This is a genomic window from Herbiconiux sp. VKM Ac-2851, assembly GCF_013205105.1.
GTDB classification, from domain to species: Bacteria; Actinomycetota; Actinomycetes; order Actinomycetales; family Microbacteriaceae; genus Herbiconiux; species Herbiconiux flava.
The window spans coordinates 49,098-63,149 of record NZ_JABMLJ010000005.1 but is presented as its reverse complement, the minus strand read 5'-3'; the positions used below and the strand labels follow the sequence as shown (position 1 = coordinate 63,149).

Sequence of the window (14,052 nt, the reverse complement as noted above, 5' to 3'; positions counted from 1 at the left end):
TTCAGCTCCTTGCTCGCCTGGTGGCGTCGATCGTTCCCAGCAGCGCAAGTGCATCCGCGCTCGGTGACCCCACTGGGGCGGTGGCGACGGTCAGCTGCTGTCCCGGGGCATCCCGCACGTCGAGGGTCTGGTAGGTCAGCTCGATCCGTCCGACGTCGGGGTGATCGATGACCTTGTAGGTGATATTCAGGCCGGCAACGGTGTGGTCGGCCCAGAGCGCGGAGAAGGTTGGGCTTTCCCGGAGCAGGCGGTCGACCAGTGGTGGGACGTCCGGGTGCGGGGCGGCGTACCCGGCGGCGAGCCGGAGTGCGCTGACGGAGGCGCAGGCGACGACATCCCACTCGACGAAATAGTCGTGGGATGTCGGCTCGAGGAAGATGTACTCCAGGCCGCCGGCCTCGAGCTGGGTCGGCCCCAGCAGTGCCCGGGCGGTGGCGTTGGTGGCGATGACCCGGAACGCGGGATCGACGACGTACGCGGCAGCTCCCGGGAAAGCGTCCATGAGCTGCACGAGGTCGGCACTGACCGTGCCCGGTGGCTGTTGGATGGTTGGGGCGAGCTTGGCGAGCCGGTACGCGTGCTGTCGCGCGTCCGGGCTCAACCGAAGCGCCCCACAGATGGCGTCGACGACCTGAGCCGATGGTGTCCGCTCCCGGCCCTGCTCGAGGCGCGTGTAGTAGTCGACGCTCACGCCGGCCAGCACGGCGACCTCTTCGCGGCGGAGACCCGCGACACGACGGCCCGCGACATCAGGAAGGCCCACGTCTGCTGGGGCGACGCGGGAGCGCTGGGCGCGGAGGAAGTCACCGAGCGGGCTGGGCTGGATAGGCATGGTCTTCACGTTAGTTGCCTCCCGTCGACGCGGGCAGGGTGCAGCGCACCACCCCTCCTCGGCTCGGAAGCGGAGTCGTGTGCATCAGTTGTTCTCGTCGCGCTCGGTGTTGACCATGGTGAAGTTCTCACACAGCTCGGGGGTGCGGAAGCGGACGGTCCAGTGGTTGTCGAAGGTCCCGAGCTTCGCGTAGCGGCCGACACCGGTGATGACAGCGGTGGGACCATCGATCAAGACGAGTTCCCAGTCGAAGTCCCAGCCGCCCTGCTGCCAGTCCCAGCGGCTCTGCCAGCCGTCGATGATCTCGGCGCGGCCGATCCAGTCGGTCTCGTAGGGCCCTTCGTGGTATTCGCCGTCTTCGGTGAAGAGAGCGGCGATGTCGTCGGGGTCGTTGCTGCGCCAGGCCGTGAGGTAGCGGTCGACCCAGGCGGTGATGGTTTCGGCGGTGATGGTGAGGTCACGGGTTGAACTGGTCATGTGCCCAGCGTGATCGAGTATCCGGCACCCAGGAAGGGTGCGGATGCCTAGGTGCACTGCACCCCCTCTCGCCCGCCCTTCCCGGGCCAGCGGCCAGCCCGAAGACTCAAAGCACTCACCATCCATTCCGCACTCCGGAGGCATCATGACCATCGACTCTTACCGAACACTCGGCACCAGCGGACTTCGAGTCAGCCCCCTGGCACTCGGTGCGATGAACTTCGATGACGGCAGCTGGGGCTCCGCCCCCGAGACGTCGTTTAAGATCCTCGACCACTATCTGGACGCCGGCGGCAACTTCATCGACACCGCCAATCAGTACAACGGTGGCAAGTCCGAAGAGACCCTCGGCGAGTATTTCCAGAAGCAGCCCGCCCGCCGTGACCGCATGGTGCTCGCGACGAAGTTCGGCGGCACCCTGCACCCGGCCGACCCCAACGCCGGCGGCGCCGGCCGCAAGGCCATCTACACCCAGCTCGACGAGTCGTTGCGCCGACTCAAGACCGACTACATCGACCTCTACTGGATGCACCAGTGGGACCGCCACACCCCGATCGAGGAAACCCTCTCCACCCTCGACGATTTGGTGCGTGCGGGAAAGATCCGGGCCGTTGGAGTCTCCAACGTGCCCGCTTGGTGGGTCGGCCAGGCCGTCGGCATCACCCGCGCTCGAGGCTGGGAAACCATCGCTGCTTTGCAGGTGGAGTATTCGCTGCTCGCCCGCACGCCTGAAGGCGAACAGTTCGGTGCAGCCACGGCCCTAGGACTGGGGATCACCCCGTGGAGCCCGCTGGCCTCCGGCGTGCTGTCCGGAAAATACTCTCGCGCGGTCCGGTCCGTCGAAGGATCCAGCCGATCCGGCTATGCCGCTCCAAGCCTCACGGAGGAGACCTTCGTGCTGCTGGATGCGCTGGCAGAGATCGCGGCCGCGCACTCCACCACCGTCGCCGCCATCTCCCTTGCCTGGGTACGTCAGCGGTCTGAAGTGACCTCCACCTTGATCGGGGCACGCACGGTCGACCAGCTGGCGGCAAACCTCGCCTCGGCCGCCGTGGATCTCACGCCGGAGGAGATTACCAGGTTGTCGGCACTCACCGAGCCCAACCTGGAGTACCCATCGAACGTGATCCGCAGCTTCGCCACGGGTTTTCTGCAGGGCGACACGACAATCAACGGCCTCAGCTCCACGGCCTTCACCCGCGCATGAGCACTTCGCCCCTTGCACCCTCCGCCCACCCGTCCGGCATTCGACCAGCGGGCGATCGAGCGACGTCGTTGGAGCTGTTCTTCGATCTGGTCTACGTCTTCGCTTTCACACAAGTCACTCACCTAATGGCAGCAGGCGGGAGCCTGACCAGTGTGCTCGGAGGTATCGCCGTACTCGGGGTGCTCTGGTGGTCGTGGGCCTCGCACGCGTGGCTGGCCAATCAGAACATCGCCGACCGCGGCGTCGTTCGAACAGGAATCCTGGCCGCCATCGCGATTGTGCTCGTGCTCGCGATCGCTATACCCGAGGTCTATCCCGGTGCGGGCGAAAGCAACTTCGGAGCGCTGATTTTCGCGAGCAGTTTCGTTCTGCTCTCGATCGTCTACACGGTCGTCAACATCACAGTCGCGCGACGCAACGTGCCACTTCGCCGCCAGGTCATCCGAACCATGGGTGTCACGATTGTGCCCGTGTCGACTGCCCTCGTAGTTGGGGCGGTGCTTGGAGGGACGGCGCAGATTGCTCTCTGGCTGGCAGCCGTCACGATCGAAGGCATCACCGTCTATCTCACCTCCCGCGACGGTGAGTGGCGACTCCCATCAGTCGCTCACTACGCAGAACGACACGGGCTCGTCGTTATTCTGGCGCTGGGTGAATCCATCATCTCGATCGGCCTCGGAGTCACCCACGCCACCCTCTCCCCCACCATCATCGCGGGTTCACTGCTCGCGATCACACTCGCCCTCGGAATGTGGTGGCAGTACTTCGGGAACCTATCCGCCGCAGCAGAACGCCACATCAACACCCTGTCCGGGGCTCGACGAGCCGCCATAGCCACGGCTGGCACATATTTCCACTTCGGCATCGTCGCGGGAATCCTCTTCGTGTCATTGGGCATGGGCCGGGCAATCGAACACATCGGATCGGGCCAGCAGCTCGAAGGTTTCGGCGCATTGGCCCTCACAGGAGGCCTAGCCCTCTTCTTGGCCTCCACGAGCCTGTATGAGTGGCGCACTTCCGGTGGACTTCCATGGTCCAGGCTGATCACTTGCCGCCATAGCGCTCAGCCTCACCCCGGCACTGTCGATCTTCTCTCCCATCGCCGCACTAGGGACAGCGGCCCTGCTGCCGCTCGCGCTGGTGCTGTATGGACGGTTTCGTCGACGTCGAGTCCGATCAGAACGCGATCAAGAAGTTTTTGGCTGACGGGAATTCCTAAAGCCGCCCTAACGCTCTAATCGCTAACGGAGGTGCTCTCCGTCTGCGAATGATCGGCACCGCAACCACCCCGACCATCGTCATCGTCCACGGAGCGTGGACCGAGGTAAGTCCCTTCACCTGGGTGAGGCGCGCGACTCCACTGTCGCGCCTTTCACCGGAAAGCTGAACCCCCATGCGCGCTGCCCGATACCATTCCTACGGAACTCCCGACGTCCTCGTCGTCGAGGACGCACCGGAGCCCCATGCCGGCGAGAACTCGATTCGCATCGCAGTCCGCGCCTCGAGCGTCAACGAAATCGACGTGTTCCTGCGTGCCGGCCGCCTCGCGCAGGTTCTCCCGCTGAACCTCCCCACCGTGCCGGGCATGGACGCGGTCGGCGTCGTGGACGAAGTCGGCTCGGGCGCGACCGATACCGAGGTCGGTGACGTCGTGTTCGGGCTCGCCGGAGGGGTCAGCGACACAACGGCCGAGTTCGCCGTCCTTACTGCATGGAGCGCCGTTCCGACACGGTGGACGATGGCGCAAGCCGCAGCAGCAGGCCTGGCGGGCGCTACCGCCGCCACAGCCATCGAAGCGCTGGGCGACCTGGAGGGCGCGACGCTGCTCATCGAGGGCGCTTCCGGGGCTGTGGGCAGCGCAGCCGCAGCCTTCGCCCTCGCCGCGGGAGCCACAGTCATCGGCACAGGCCGCGAACGCAACTTCCCTCCGCTCGAAGCGATGGGCGTCCTCCCGACCACCTACGGTCCGGGGCTGGCGGAGCGAGTCGCCGCACTCGCACCGAACGGCGTCGACGCCGCACTTCACTCCGCCCCATCCCCATCCCGCTCGCTGCCCGACATCGTGGCAATCGTCGGAAACGCCGCCCGAGTCGTCACCGTCCTCAGCGCTCAAGAAGCAGCCCAGTTGGGCGCCAAGAGTGTCAACGCCCGCCATGATTCGGCACTTCTCCGGGACGTGGCCGCACTCGGCCGGGCCGGTCTCTGGACGCCCCGAGTCGACCACGAGTTCCCCCTAGCCAACATCATCGACGCACACACCACCGCTGAGAGCAGGAATGGCAAGGTCATCGTCACGCAGCCCTGACCACTCCCCCGCGCCCTCAGGGACTCAGGGCGAGAATTCACCAGCTTCGCAGAGTGTCCCGTCGGATACTCATCCATCCATAACGCAGATACGGAGTTGATCACATGGACCTCGGCCTGAAGAACCGGCTCGTTGTCGTCGGTGGCGGCAGCAAGGGCATGGGCCGTGCCGCTGCACGGCGCTTCTCACTCGAAGGCGCACGCGTCGTCATCGTCGCGCGCACTCCCGAGACACTCGCGGAGGCCGCAACAGAGATCACGGCAGAAAGCAGCGTCCCCGTCGGGACCTTCGTCACCGACCTCACGGCCGAGGCGGGAAGAGCCGCGCTCCTCAGCGCATACCCCGCGGCTGATGTCCTCGTGACCAATGCCGGCGTGCCCCAACGCCCCGTGAACTATCAAGACATGACCCGAACCGAATGGATCGCCTGGTTCGACGCCCATTTCTTCTCAGCGATTGACCTCATCCAGGCCTACGCGCCAGGCATGGCCGAACGCCGCTTCGGGCGCATCGTCAACGTCTCGGCAAGTTTCATCAAATTCCCCCAGACAAACGTCCCCTCACACGCTGCCCGACTCGCCCTCGCCGGAGCCATCGCTTCAACAGTCCGCGACGTCGCGCCGTACAACGTCACCATCAACAGCGTCCTGCCCGGCCTCATCAACACCGGAGCCCTGCGGGAGGCGCTCCAGGACTCCGCTACAAAACGCGGCGTCACCTACGAGACGGTCGAAAAGGAGGTCCTATCCGGGACCGCCGCCGGCCGACTCGCCGAGCCGCATGAAGTCGGCGACCTGATCGCAATGCTCTGTTCGACTCAGCTGGGATACGTCACCGGGCAGAACATAGTCATCGACGGCGGCACCTACACGGGCCTGTTCTAGTGGCGGTTCGGATGCGAGTGCAACCGCTGCGGCGAGGCGGGAATTTGTGACGAGCGTCACGGTTGGCTCTTACGAAAGTGAACGGAGGCTATCTCCACTTTAGCCGGAGCGGAAGCGAAGAACTTCGCTACCTGTTCCCAGCCGGATTAGGAGTCTGAAAAATGAATGAATTGACGAACCGGGTCGCGCTCGTCACGGGAGGATCACGAGGTATCGGTGCCGCGATCGTGCGCCGGTTCGTTGCGGACGGAATGGACGTGGCCTTCACCTACGCATCCTCGGAATCGACCGCATCCGCGCTGGCCGACGACATCAGCGCACAGGGAGGCATCGCCCTTCCGTTCCGCGCCGAGACGACAGACGCCGGTGCCTTTGAGGAGGTCGTCGAGTCTGTGCTCGAGCGCTTCGGGCGGCTGGACGTGCTGGTCAACAACGTGGGCGGCGGCATCTTCGCCCCTTTGACCGAATTGCCCGTGGCCGAGATCGACAAGATGATCGATATCAATGTGCGGGCGCTCGTCATGGCCACGCGTACCGTCATACCGGTGATGAAAACCGGCGGGCGGATCATCAACATTGGAAGCGTCAACGCTGATCGCACTCCCTTCCCGGGAGGGTCCGTATATGCACTGACCAAGGGTGCTGTCCCGAGCTTCACACGTGCTCTCTCGCGAGAACTCGGCCCCCTTGGGATCACGGTCAACAACGTCCAGCCTGGCCCGACCGATACTGATGCCAACCCGGCTGACGGCCCCGGGGCCGATGCGCTCCGATCGCATATTGCTGTGGGCCGCTACGGCCACGTTGATGACCTGGCCGGGATGGTGTCGTACTTGGCCAGCGCCGAGGCCGGCTTCGTGACGGGCGCAACGCTCAACGTCGACGGCGGCTTCAGCGCCTAAAGGACACGATGTTCGGGGTTGATCCACGATGCGTGCGACGCCGGGGGCGTCCCGGCCGGGGACTTGCGGCGAAGGGTGCCGTACCGCCCGCTCTGGCGGTCTGGCACACTCACCAGTAACTGACTGCGCTGCATCCTGGCGTTGGTGGCTCGTACTCTCGGGGTGTGCTCTACATTGCCCGCGGTATCGAGGATGACCATTACTGGGTGGTTCAGGAGCTGGATGGCGCCCTGGTGGAGACGCCATGGCGGGTCGAGCGGGAGGCCGGTAGTTACCGCCTAAGCCACGCGGACGACAGCCGCAAGACAGCTCGCGGCTTGGGGCTGGGCGAGTTCGCAACACCGCAATCCGCGGTTGAGGCGTTGCGACGCCTGTTGCAGCTCTGACGTCGGGACGTCTCGATCTCTCCAAGAGCTGCCGCGCGCGGTGCGCTTGCCCTCGATGGTGTGGGCTAGTTGGTGGGGTCGTTTCCGACCGCGCCGGTTGGTCCGCGGCGACTGTCGCGGTCGCGTGCTTCGAGCCAGAGCTGGTGGCGGCGGAGTGCGCTTTGCACGGCGGATCGGATGACCCAGTGGAGGGCGAAGAGCAGGATGGCTGCGAGCACGAGGTAGATGAGCAGGCTGGTGAGGATGCCGGGCCAGGGGCTGGAGATCATGGGGTTCTTTCTGCTCGAGTTTGTTGACGCGTAGGTGTCAATTAGTTGGTGGTGAGGGTGCCGTCGGTGAATCCGACGTCGATGTGGAGGTGGTTGCAGGTGTCGTCGAACTGCGTGAAGTGGCTGGTGCTGATCGTGGTGCCGGCTTCGGCTCGACACTCGACTTGGCCGACGCGGGCGCCGTCTGGCATGACGGGGTCGAGGGTGGTGATGAGGCGGATGGAGTTCCCGTCGGCGCGGGTGAGTGATTGGCCGTTGAGCCTGTAGAAGTCGACGGCCAGGCCACCACCGTTGAAGTAGTGCGATGACGCGGTCCCGGCGCCTTCAATTTGGCCGGTGCATTTGCGGTTGATGTCGGAGACGCCGACCTGGTCGAAGACCTGGAGGGCGAGGACGAGCACTTGGAGGATGCGGACGTCGACGCCGCAGTCGGGCACGTTCTGGCCTTGGGCGATCCACCGGATTTCTTTGATGTGGTCGGGGGTGGAGCCGATGAGGCGGCCTCGGTCGGCGGCGTCGACGAGCTGCTGCGCGAGCTGCTTTGCGTCGCCACCGATGGCGCAGGCTCCCGCGCCTCCGGTGGAGATCAGTCCCTGAACGACCTCGGTCGCGGGGGCGTAGAAGGGCGTGTAGTAGTACGGATCGAGGTTGATCTGCACGGCGTGCGCCGCCAACGTTGGCTCCATCGTTTCCCACCCGGGCACCCCCATGAGGCGGGTGAAGAACGCGGTCGCGGCTTTGAAGGGGTCCATCCGGTCGGCGAGTGGCCCGGAGCCGCGTTCTTGCTGCTGGAACAGCCCCGGCTGTCCTGGCCCAGGGGATCGAGTATTGAGGATGTTCTCAACCATCTACGCAATTAAGCGAATCTGAGACGTAACCCTAGGCCTAGGGTTACGTCGCGGCATGTAGCGTAGCTCTCTTCGCTCGTGCGGAGTCCGATAGGAAAAATCGATGAAGCGTTACGACGCCGTCGCCTTCCAGGACCGTACCTGGTGGATGATCGAGGTTCCCGAGCTCGGCACGATAACTCAGGCCTTGAATCGATCCGAAGTAGCCTCTCAAGCTCGCGATCTCATCGCGGTGTGGCTCGGCATCAATGAGAAGCACGTTGTGCCGCCTCGCATCCGCTGGTCATCGCCGCGACACTTCGACTGAGCCGCACGCGAAACGTTCGTCCGGCAGCTCGTCGAGGCAACTTGAGAGGCCCCGTCGTTAAGCCAAGTCGAGGTCAAACCCGTGGCTGGGTCGGTCGACGCTGATGTAATCGCCGGACACGCGTGCGTGAGGCACGCCCGGGTACACCGACACGGAAACCACGGCGTCTCCGAACACTCGCTCGGCACTTGCGGTGTACTTGTCGTCGCTACTCACCGCTGAGCCGCCGCACGAACATCCGGGAACAGGCCCGGGGGCGGGGCGTTGTAGGGCAGCTTCTCCCCCGGGTCGTTCTGATCCTTCGATTCCGCGAATGGACCCTCGACGTCCATCAATACAGCCATGTGTGGGTCGAGGTGATCGCGCCACCACACGCTTGAACCGGTGGCGCCATCTTGTCGCAGATGCTCCCATGCACGCCAAATTGCCTCGAGACGTGAGACGGCTTCCGGATATCTCCACCAGTCCGCAGCCCAACGTCGGTGTGCGCGCCCGCTGGGCCCCACGACGCGCCGGTATTCCTCGATCAGCTGCTCACGCACGAACTCGTCAACAGAGCCGAAGAAGAGGCCTGCATCGGCGTCGGCGCTCTCGTCGACCTCGGAATCGTCACCTTCTGCAGCGTCGAGGTCGTCGTCGTAGTCAGTCATCCCGCTCCCCGTCCCTCGCTGTACCAGCCTCAACCCAGGCCTGAACTGCCTGGTCGACCGGCGTCGGCGTTGCCGCTACCCCGGCGCCAGCTGGATCGTGCGCGGCGATCGACGCCCGAACCGAGTCGGCATGGGGACCGCGCATCCACGGCACAGTTTCGATGAGCGTAGCGGGCGCACCCGATGCGAACACCACGGCGCGGCCGCGGGGCATTCCGCTGAGCTCGGACACGTCGAGAGTGCGCTCCCGGTGGATCTCATGCGACGTCGACCGATGGCCTTGCCCGACCGACGTCGACGATGTGTGCTTGTCGTAGTCGCCCACCAGCTGCGACAGCTCGCCAAGGAACTCCGTCTCCGCGACACCGCCGCCATAGACCTTCACATTCGATGCGGACCACAGCTTGCGCATGCCCTCTCGGCCCCACACCTCGACGCCCTGTGACCACGACTGCAGGATGGTCATTAGGACGATGCCGCGTGAGCCGTAGTGCGAGTACAGGTCCGGCAGGTTGCGCCACCGGCAGACGTTGGCTGCCTCATCCAGCACGCCGAGCATCGGCACCGACAGGCGGCCGCCTCGCTGAGTGGTGGCCAGCTCTTCGGCAGCCTCCACAGTGATCGCGGTCAGCGCGGTCACGAGCGGGCCGGCCGAGCCCTGGCCCTCCATCGACAGGCTGTAAAGGGTGTCCCGGCTCCGCACGAAGGCCTCCGGCGAGAACTGCGGCCGCGGGTCGGCGGCCGAGTCTCCACCGAGGGCGGTCACCCACCTGGCTATCTTGCCGATCTTCAAGCAGTCCACCATTCGCGCCGCGGTTCCGTACACGCTGTCGCGGCGCTTCGGCTCGCCGTTCACCTCGCCTGCCACGGCGTCGGCCATGCCGATGAAGCCGTGGCGCTCGAGGATCTTCACGGGCTCGATTTCGCCGGGCCGTGTCGTCCAGGTGAATATCTGCGTGATCGGTCGCCCATCGAGGGCGGCCGCGAGCAGGAAGCCGGCGAGCAGGTTCTCGCCGGCACGGTTGAAGTAGGACGAGTTCTCGGACGCTCCGCCCGTCATCGTCGACGACGCGAAGTGCGCGGCCAGGCGCGCGGCACGGGTGTCGTCGGTGACGTAGGACAGCGGATTCCACCACCAGGTCGGTTCCTCCCGCGCGATGCCCTGCGGATCGAACACCCAGACGGTCGACCCGTCCGCGGCCCGCACGTCGCGGGTGGCGTCCACGACGTCGCGCTTGTTCGATGTCGTGACGACGGCGCCGGGAGCGTCGACGATCGCCGGGATGACGTACGACGTCGATTTGCCGACCCGGGGGCCGGCCACCATGACGATCATGTCCTCCGCGGAGGCGTAGAGCTTCTGCTTGCCCACGATGGTGACGCCGATCGTGACGCCGATCCAGCCGTCGACGCCGAGGCGCTGCGCCGTGGCGCGTGCGTTCTTGGCCGACAGCGAGGCGAGATCCTTCCCCTTGCCCATGAACCGGGCGGCCTCATCGACCCGGGTCCACTTGGATCGGGAGCGGGCGATCGCCACCCACAGCAGAATGCCCAGAGCGACGATGACCGCCGCGGCCGCCACCGCGATCCACGTGGCCGACCCTGGCCAGGTGACCTTGCCGCGGAGAACTCCGAAGAACAGCTCGAACGGGTCGCCGCTGAGGTCGGGATTCACGCCGTCGAGCTTCGACCCCCACGTCACTGCAGCCCACACCGTGCCGAGAACGAGCACCGCCAGCGTTAGCCCCACCAGGAGCAGGATCGTCGATCCTTCGAGCCCGGGTGCGCGGCGCCGGTTCGAGGTGCTCATGCTGCGCCTTCCTCTGCTCGAGCAGCCCCGGGCACTTCCGCCTCGAATTCGCGTTCCACCTCGTCGGCGCTGTCCAAGCCGATCACCGGGTTGGACTCGTCAGGCTCAGGGAACGAATCGGCCGGGTGCCAGAGCTTGTTCGTGTCGTTGATCGCGCGCTCCGCTTCGATGAGCTCGACCTTCACGGGGATGCCCGGGTGGCCACCGACCTTGATCAGGAACTTGCCGCGCCCGGGAGGCTCGGCCTCGCGGCCCGCGCCGGTGTCCCAGGCGCCCGGGTCCTGCCATGAGGCCAGCAGCTCCTGCTCTGCTCGTGACAGCGGGACGGCGCTGGTCAGCATGGGCATCTCCGCGCCGGGCAGACCGCCCGCGATGACCATGCCGCTGCGCTCGACGAAGCCGCGCGCTTTCATCCGGTCGGATTCGGTGGGCAGGGCGAGCAGGTCGCTCATGGTGTGGGAAATCATGGCCAGGCCGACGCCGCGCTGCCGATTGAGGCGGGTGAGCGCGTCGACGCGATCGACCATGCCCTGACCGGCACGGAGGGCACGCCACAGCTCGTCGAGCACCACGAGGTAGTGGCGCCGCGGCTCCAGCCCGGCGTCAGCGAGGGCGTTCGCGATGTTGACCGTGCCGAAGCCGGCAGACCAGCAGGCGAGCAGGATCGCGGCCTGCATGTCGGTGTCGGAGTCGTCGATCGAGGACACGTCGTAGACCACGGGGCGGTCGCGCATCATCGGCACATCGGTGTGGTGGGCGAATGTCTCTCCCAGGCGGCCGCCCGTGGTGAGGCTGATCAGCGACGCTTCCAGCTCTTCGGTGATGCGCCGGTAGCGGTCGTCGTCGCCACGGTCGAGAGCGACCGCGCGCACTTCGGGCGGGGCCTCCTGGATGACCGCCAGCAGGTCACCGAGCACGGGGACGCCGGCCGCCCGCTCGTCGAGCACTTTCAGCGCCCGGTCGATGATCGCCTCTTCGCGGGCGGAGGGTGGGTTCTTCCGCAGGATCGTCAGCAGCGCCGACACCATCGTGTGCCGGCGCCCGTGCGCGTCCGCTAGGACAATCGCTCGCTCTTTCTCCTTGCCGGCAGCTCGCAGCCGCTTGGCGGCCGCTGTGGCTTCGCCGGGGTCGAGGATGTTGAGGTGGCCGCGGCCGCGGCCAAGGGTGATGACCTGGCCGCCAAGGGCCTTGATCATGTCCACGTAGTCGGGTTTCAGATCACCCAGCACCAGGGGCAGATTACCGAGCCCGGCACCGCCCGCGGCCATGCGGCGGATCAGGGTCGACTTGCCCAGGCCGGGAAGGCCGAGGACGAACACCGAGGGGTTGGAGATGAGTCCGGCGTCCTGGAACCACGAAATCGGGTCGGCGCACACGGTCGCGCCCGTGAACAGCTGCAACCCCAACGGAACACCGATCATCGGAGTTCCCGTGCCAACCGAGAACGGGTGCAGACCGCAGACCTGCACGGTGGTTCCGCGCCACTCGTCGACGGGCTGGATGACGGACGCCTCACCTCGAGCACGACCCAGCCACCCGCGAGGCCCGGGCCGCTTCACTGCGGGCTTTTTCTCCCGTTCGCGGTCGGCCTTCGACGGCTTGGCGGGCGCGAGTTCCTTCGGCTTCGACGCGCGGATCTTGCGACGGGTGTTGTCGATCGCGGGCATTACAGCTGCTCCCTGACCTCAGTGGGGATGCGGAGATGCTTCGGCAGCACCAAGCCGAGCGGCAGTGCCGCCGCGAATGCGGAGTCCTGCGAGCCGTGGACGACGCGCAGCCGCAGCCGTGCGGTGGCCGACAGGCTGTCGATCGCCGCTTTCGCGTCGGCCTCCTGCGCGGCATCCGTCACCGTAGCGGTGACGAGCATGCCGAAGTTCACCAGTCCCGCCCCGGACGCCTCCTCCTGAGCGGTCGCCAGTGCATACTTCGTCGCGGTAACGCTCCGAGCAGTGGGCTTATTCGAGGACTGGAGGTTGAACATCGCCGCACGCGCATCCGCCTCGACGAGCGCGGCCGCCTTGGCCGCGTCGATCGGGCGGTACAGCAGCGTGATCCGCTTCCGGGCGACGTCGCGGTGAGGTGCGAGCAGCCTGGCCAGGATGCTCGACGGCACGTTGCCGCGCGGGCCGCCGCTCATCATCCACGTCACCGACAGCGCGGAGTCGTGCCGGTAGGTGTCCCAGTTGGCCTGATGAGCGGTCGGCCCGACCTCTGGCCAGTACAGCTCGGGAGGCTCGCCCGCCGCGTTGGCGTCATCGATCAGCCGGGCGGCCGCGGGGTCGTAGGCCACGCGGATGACCTCGCAGAGCTCCTGGGCGCTCAGCGGGTGCGTCGCCCCGGCGCCGGTGGCGGAGAGCCCTTGAGTGAGGCCGGGAAGCCGTGAGGCGAGCTCACGCCCCATCTCGTCCGGGGTGCGCTTCTTGCCACCGGCCCGCGCGGCCGCGTTGAACGTGATGGCCACGTACGCCTTGATTGTGGCCGATCCGGCCGGGTAATGCTCCACCAGGTCGTTGAGGATGCTCCTGGCGAACTCGGGGGCGTTCGGGTCAATGCGCGAACTCACCTCGCGTCGCAGCCTTGTACCGGTGTCAGGTGCCGTCTCGACCGTCACCGACACCGCCTCGATGCCGGGCTCATCCCCGAGGTTGGCCAGCCACATACCCCACTCGGCCACCCACACATCAACCTGCTCGCGGTCGACAAGCGCGGCACCATCCGGCTCGGTGCCAATGACGACCGTGAAGTCCGACGTGTTCGGCACCTGCACCAGCGCGAACGGCCGGTTGTAGCTGTCGCGCCACTCGGTCAGCCGCGACCCCGCGGCCAGGCCGGGCAGCTGCGTCGTACCCCACTCGGCGCGGCCAAGCGGCCCCGACCGATAGATGTTCGATCCCTTGCTCTTCGTAGCCATCCATCCCACCCGTGTTGTGGCCCGCATCAGCAGACTCTGACCGTGCTTGTCCTTGACGGAAACCGTCAGAAGAAACAGCCCGAACACCAGAGCGGTGAGCAGACCGTTGACGATGGTCGAAACCATCGTCACGATCACACTGAACCCCGCCCCGAAGAACAGGATCGCGGTTCCGATCGTCCCCAGGCCGAGCAGCCCGGCCGTCTTGGGCTTGGTCCAATTCCCGTACGCCGGGGGCGCACCATCTGTCGTTGTCATCGCACG

The 14,052-nt window shown here is 66.2% G+C and carries 15 protein-coding genes; 7 read left to right on the top strand and 8 right to left on the bottom strand.

Going from position 1 to position 14,052, the window contains the following annotated elements:
- Position 1: 1 nt before the first annotated feature.
- Both HQQ85_RS20270 and HQQ85_RS20265 read right to left on the bottom strand, forming a co-directional pair.
- Complete coding sequence (locus HQQ85_RS20270) at positions 2–832, bottom strand: helix-turn-helix transcriptional regulator (RefSeq protein ID WP_216851942.1); 831 nt, start codon at positions 830–832, stop codon at positions 2–4.
- Between the two features lie 84 nt (positions 833–916).
- The gene (locus HQQ85_RS20265) at positions 917–1,309 is read right to left on the bottom strand and encodes a nuclear transport factor 2 family protein (protein ID WP_173184586.1); all 393 of its coding nucleotides are present in this window, start codon (positions 1,307–1,309) and stop codon (positions 917–919) included.
- A 145-nt stretch (positions 1,310–1,454) separates the two neighbouring features.
- Here HQQ85_RS20265 and HQQ85_RS20260 point away from each other — a divergent pair, with 145 nt between their 5' ends.
- The 6 genes from HQQ85_RS20260 (at position 1,455) to HQQ85_RS20235 (ending at position 6,993) form a co-directional block, all read left to right on the top strand.
- Positions 1,455–2,516 carry an aldo/keto reductase gene (locus HQQ85_RS20260; RefSeq protein WP_173184584.1) on the top strand — a complete coding sequence of 354 codons (1,062 nt, stop codon included), beginning with the start codon at positions 1,455–1,457 and terminating at the stop codon, positions 2,514–2,516.
- A gap of 68 nt (positions 2,517–2,584) precedes the next feature.
- A complete protein-coding gene (locus HQQ85_RS20255; protein WP_173184582.1) occupies positions 2,585–3,754 on the top strand; it encodes a low temperature requirement protein A in 1,170 nt (389 codons plus the stop codon).
- Between the two features lie 155 nt (positions 3,755–3,909).
- Entirely contained in the window at positions 3,910–4,821 is a 912-nt protein-coding gene (locus HQQ85_RS20250; RefSeq protein ID WP_173184580.1) for an alcohol dehydrogenase catalytic domain-containing protein, read from the top strand.
- A 104-nt stretch (positions 4,822–4,925) separates the two neighbouring features.
- Complete coding sequence (locus HQQ85_RS20245) at positions 4,926–5,705, top strand: SDR family oxidoreductase (protein WP_173184578.1); 780 nt, start codon at positions 4,926–4,928, stop codon at positions 5,703–5,705.
- Between the two features lie 161 nt (positions 5,706–5,866).
- A complete protein-coding gene (locus tag HQQ85_RS20240) occupies positions 5,867–6,607 on the top strand; it encodes an SDR family NAD(P)-dependent oxidoreductase (protein ID WP_173184576.1) in 741 nt (246 codons plus the stop codon).
- 164 nt (positions 6,608–6,771) lie between these two features.
- On the top strand, positions 6,772–6,993 hold the full coding sequence (locus HQQ85_RS20235) for a hypothetical protein (protein WP_173184574.1): 222 nt from the start codon (positions 6,772–6,774) through the stop codon (positions 6,991–6,993).
- A 65-nt stretch (positions 6,994–7,058) separates the two neighbouring features.
- Here the strand turns inward: HQQ85_RS20235 and HQQ85_RS20230 are convergent, their stop codons facing one another.
- Positions 7,059–7,262, bottom strand: a complete 204-nt coding sequence (locus tag HQQ85_RS20230) for a hypothetical protein (protein WP_173184572.1) — start codon at positions 7,260–7,262, stop codon at positions 7,059–7,061.
- 41 nt (positions 7,263–7,303) lie between these two features.
- The gene (locus tag HQQ85_RS20225; RefSeq protein ID WP_173184570.1) at positions 7,304–8,110 is read right to left on the bottom strand and encodes a hypothetical protein; all 807 of its coding nucleotides are present in this window, start codon (positions 8,108–8,110) and stop codon (positions 7,304–7,306) included.
- Positions 8,111–8,213: 103 nt separating this feature from the next.
- Between HQQ85_RS20225 and HQQ85_RS20220 the strand changes: the two genes are divergently transcribed.
- Entirely contained in the window at positions 8,214–8,417 is a 204-nt protein-coding gene (locus tag HQQ85_RS20220) for a hypothetical protein (protein ID WP_173184568.1), read from the top strand.
- 212 nt (positions 8,418–8,629) lie between these two features.
- Here HQQ85_RS20220 and HQQ85_RS20215 read toward each other — a convergent pair whose 3' ends face one another.
- Genes HQQ85_RS20215 through HQQ85_RS20200 form a run of 4 tightly spaced genes read right to left on the bottom strand, consistent with a single transcriptional unit; the run spans position 8,630 to position 14,046 of the window.
- The gene (locus HQQ85_RS20215) at positions 8,630–9,067 is read right to left on the bottom strand and encodes a DUF4913 domain-containing protein (RefSeq protein WP_173184566.1); all 438 of its coding nucleotides are present in this window, start codon (positions 9,065–9,067) and stop codon (positions 8,630–8,632) included.
- Complete coding sequence (locus HQQ85_RS20210; protein WP_173184565.1) at positions 9,060–10,877, bottom strand: type IV secretory system conjugative DNA transfer family protein; 1,818 nt, start codon at positions 10,875–10,877, stop codon at positions 9,060–9,062. The genes HQQ85_RS20215 and HQQ85_RS20210 overlap by 8 nt, the downstream gene beginning before the upstream one ends.
- Positions 10,874–12,544, bottom strand: a complete 1,671-nt coding sequence (locus HQQ85_RS20205; RefSeq protein WP_254069630.1) for an ATP/GTP-binding protein — start codon at positions 12,542–12,544, stop codon at positions 10,874–10,876. Before HQQ85_RS20205 ends, HQQ85_RS20210 begins: the two co-directional genes overlap by 4 nt.
- A complete protein-coding gene (locus HQQ85_RS20200) occupies positions 12,544–14,046 on the bottom strand; it encodes an SCO6880 family protein (protein WP_173184564.1) in 1,503 nt (500 codons plus the stop codon). The genes HQQ85_RS20205 and HQQ85_RS20200 overlap by 1 nt, the downstream gene beginning before the upstream one ends.
- Positions 14,047–14,052: the final 6 nt, after the last annotated feature.

Coding starts and splice junctions, on each gene's coding strand:
- HQQ85_RS20230 (WP_173184572.1), bottom strand. CDS start 7,262: ATGATCTCCAGCCCCTGGCCCGGCATCCTCACCAGCCTGCTCATCTAC.
- HQQ85_RS20270 (WP_216851942.1), bottom strand. CDS start 832: ATGCCTATCCAGCCCAGCCCGCTCGGTGACTTCCTCCGCGCCCAGCGC.
- HQQ85_RS20245 (WP_173184578.1), top strand. CDS start 4,926: ATGGACCTCGGCCTGAAGAACCGGCTCGTTGTCGTCGGTGGCGGCAGC.
- HQQ85_RS20240 (WP_173184576.1), top strand. CDS start 5,867: ATGAATGAATTGACGAACCGGGTCGCGCTCGTCACGGGAGGATCACGA.
- HQQ85_RS20215 (WP_173184566.1), bottom strand. CDS start 9,067: ATGACTGACTACGACGACGACCTCGACGCTGCAGAAGGTGACGATTCC.
- HQQ85_RS20225 (WP_173184570.1), bottom strand. CDS start 8,110: ATGGTTGAGAACATCCTCAATACTCGATCCCCTGGGCCAGGACAGCCG.
- HQQ85_RS20220 (WP_173184568.1), top strand. CDS start 8,214: ATGAAGCGTTACGACGCCGTCGCCTTCCAGGACCGTACCTGGTGGATG.
- HQQ85_RS20260 (WP_173184584.1), top strand. CDS start 1,455: ATGACCATCGACTCTTACCGAACACTCGGCACCAGCGGACTTCGAGTC.
- HQQ85_RS20205 (WP_254069630.1), bottom strand. CDS start 12,544: ATGCCCGCGATCGACAACACCCGTCGCAAGATCCGCGCGTCGAAGCCG.
- HQQ85_RS20250 (WP_173184580.1), top strand. CDS start 3,910: ATGCGCGCTGCCCGATACCATTCCTACGGAACTCCCGACGTCCTCGTC.
- HQQ85_RS20210 (WP_173184565.1), bottom strand. CDS start 10,877: ATGAGCACCTCGAACCGGCGCCGCGCACCCGGGCTCGAAGGATCGACG.
- HQQ85_RS20200 (WP_173184564.1), bottom strand. CDS start 14,046: ATGACAACGACAGATGGTGCGCCCCCGGCGTACGGGAATTGGACCAAG.
- HQQ85_RS20265 (WP_173184586.1), bottom strand. CDS start 1,309: ATGACCAGTTCAACCCGTGACCTCACCATCACCGCCGAAACCATCACC.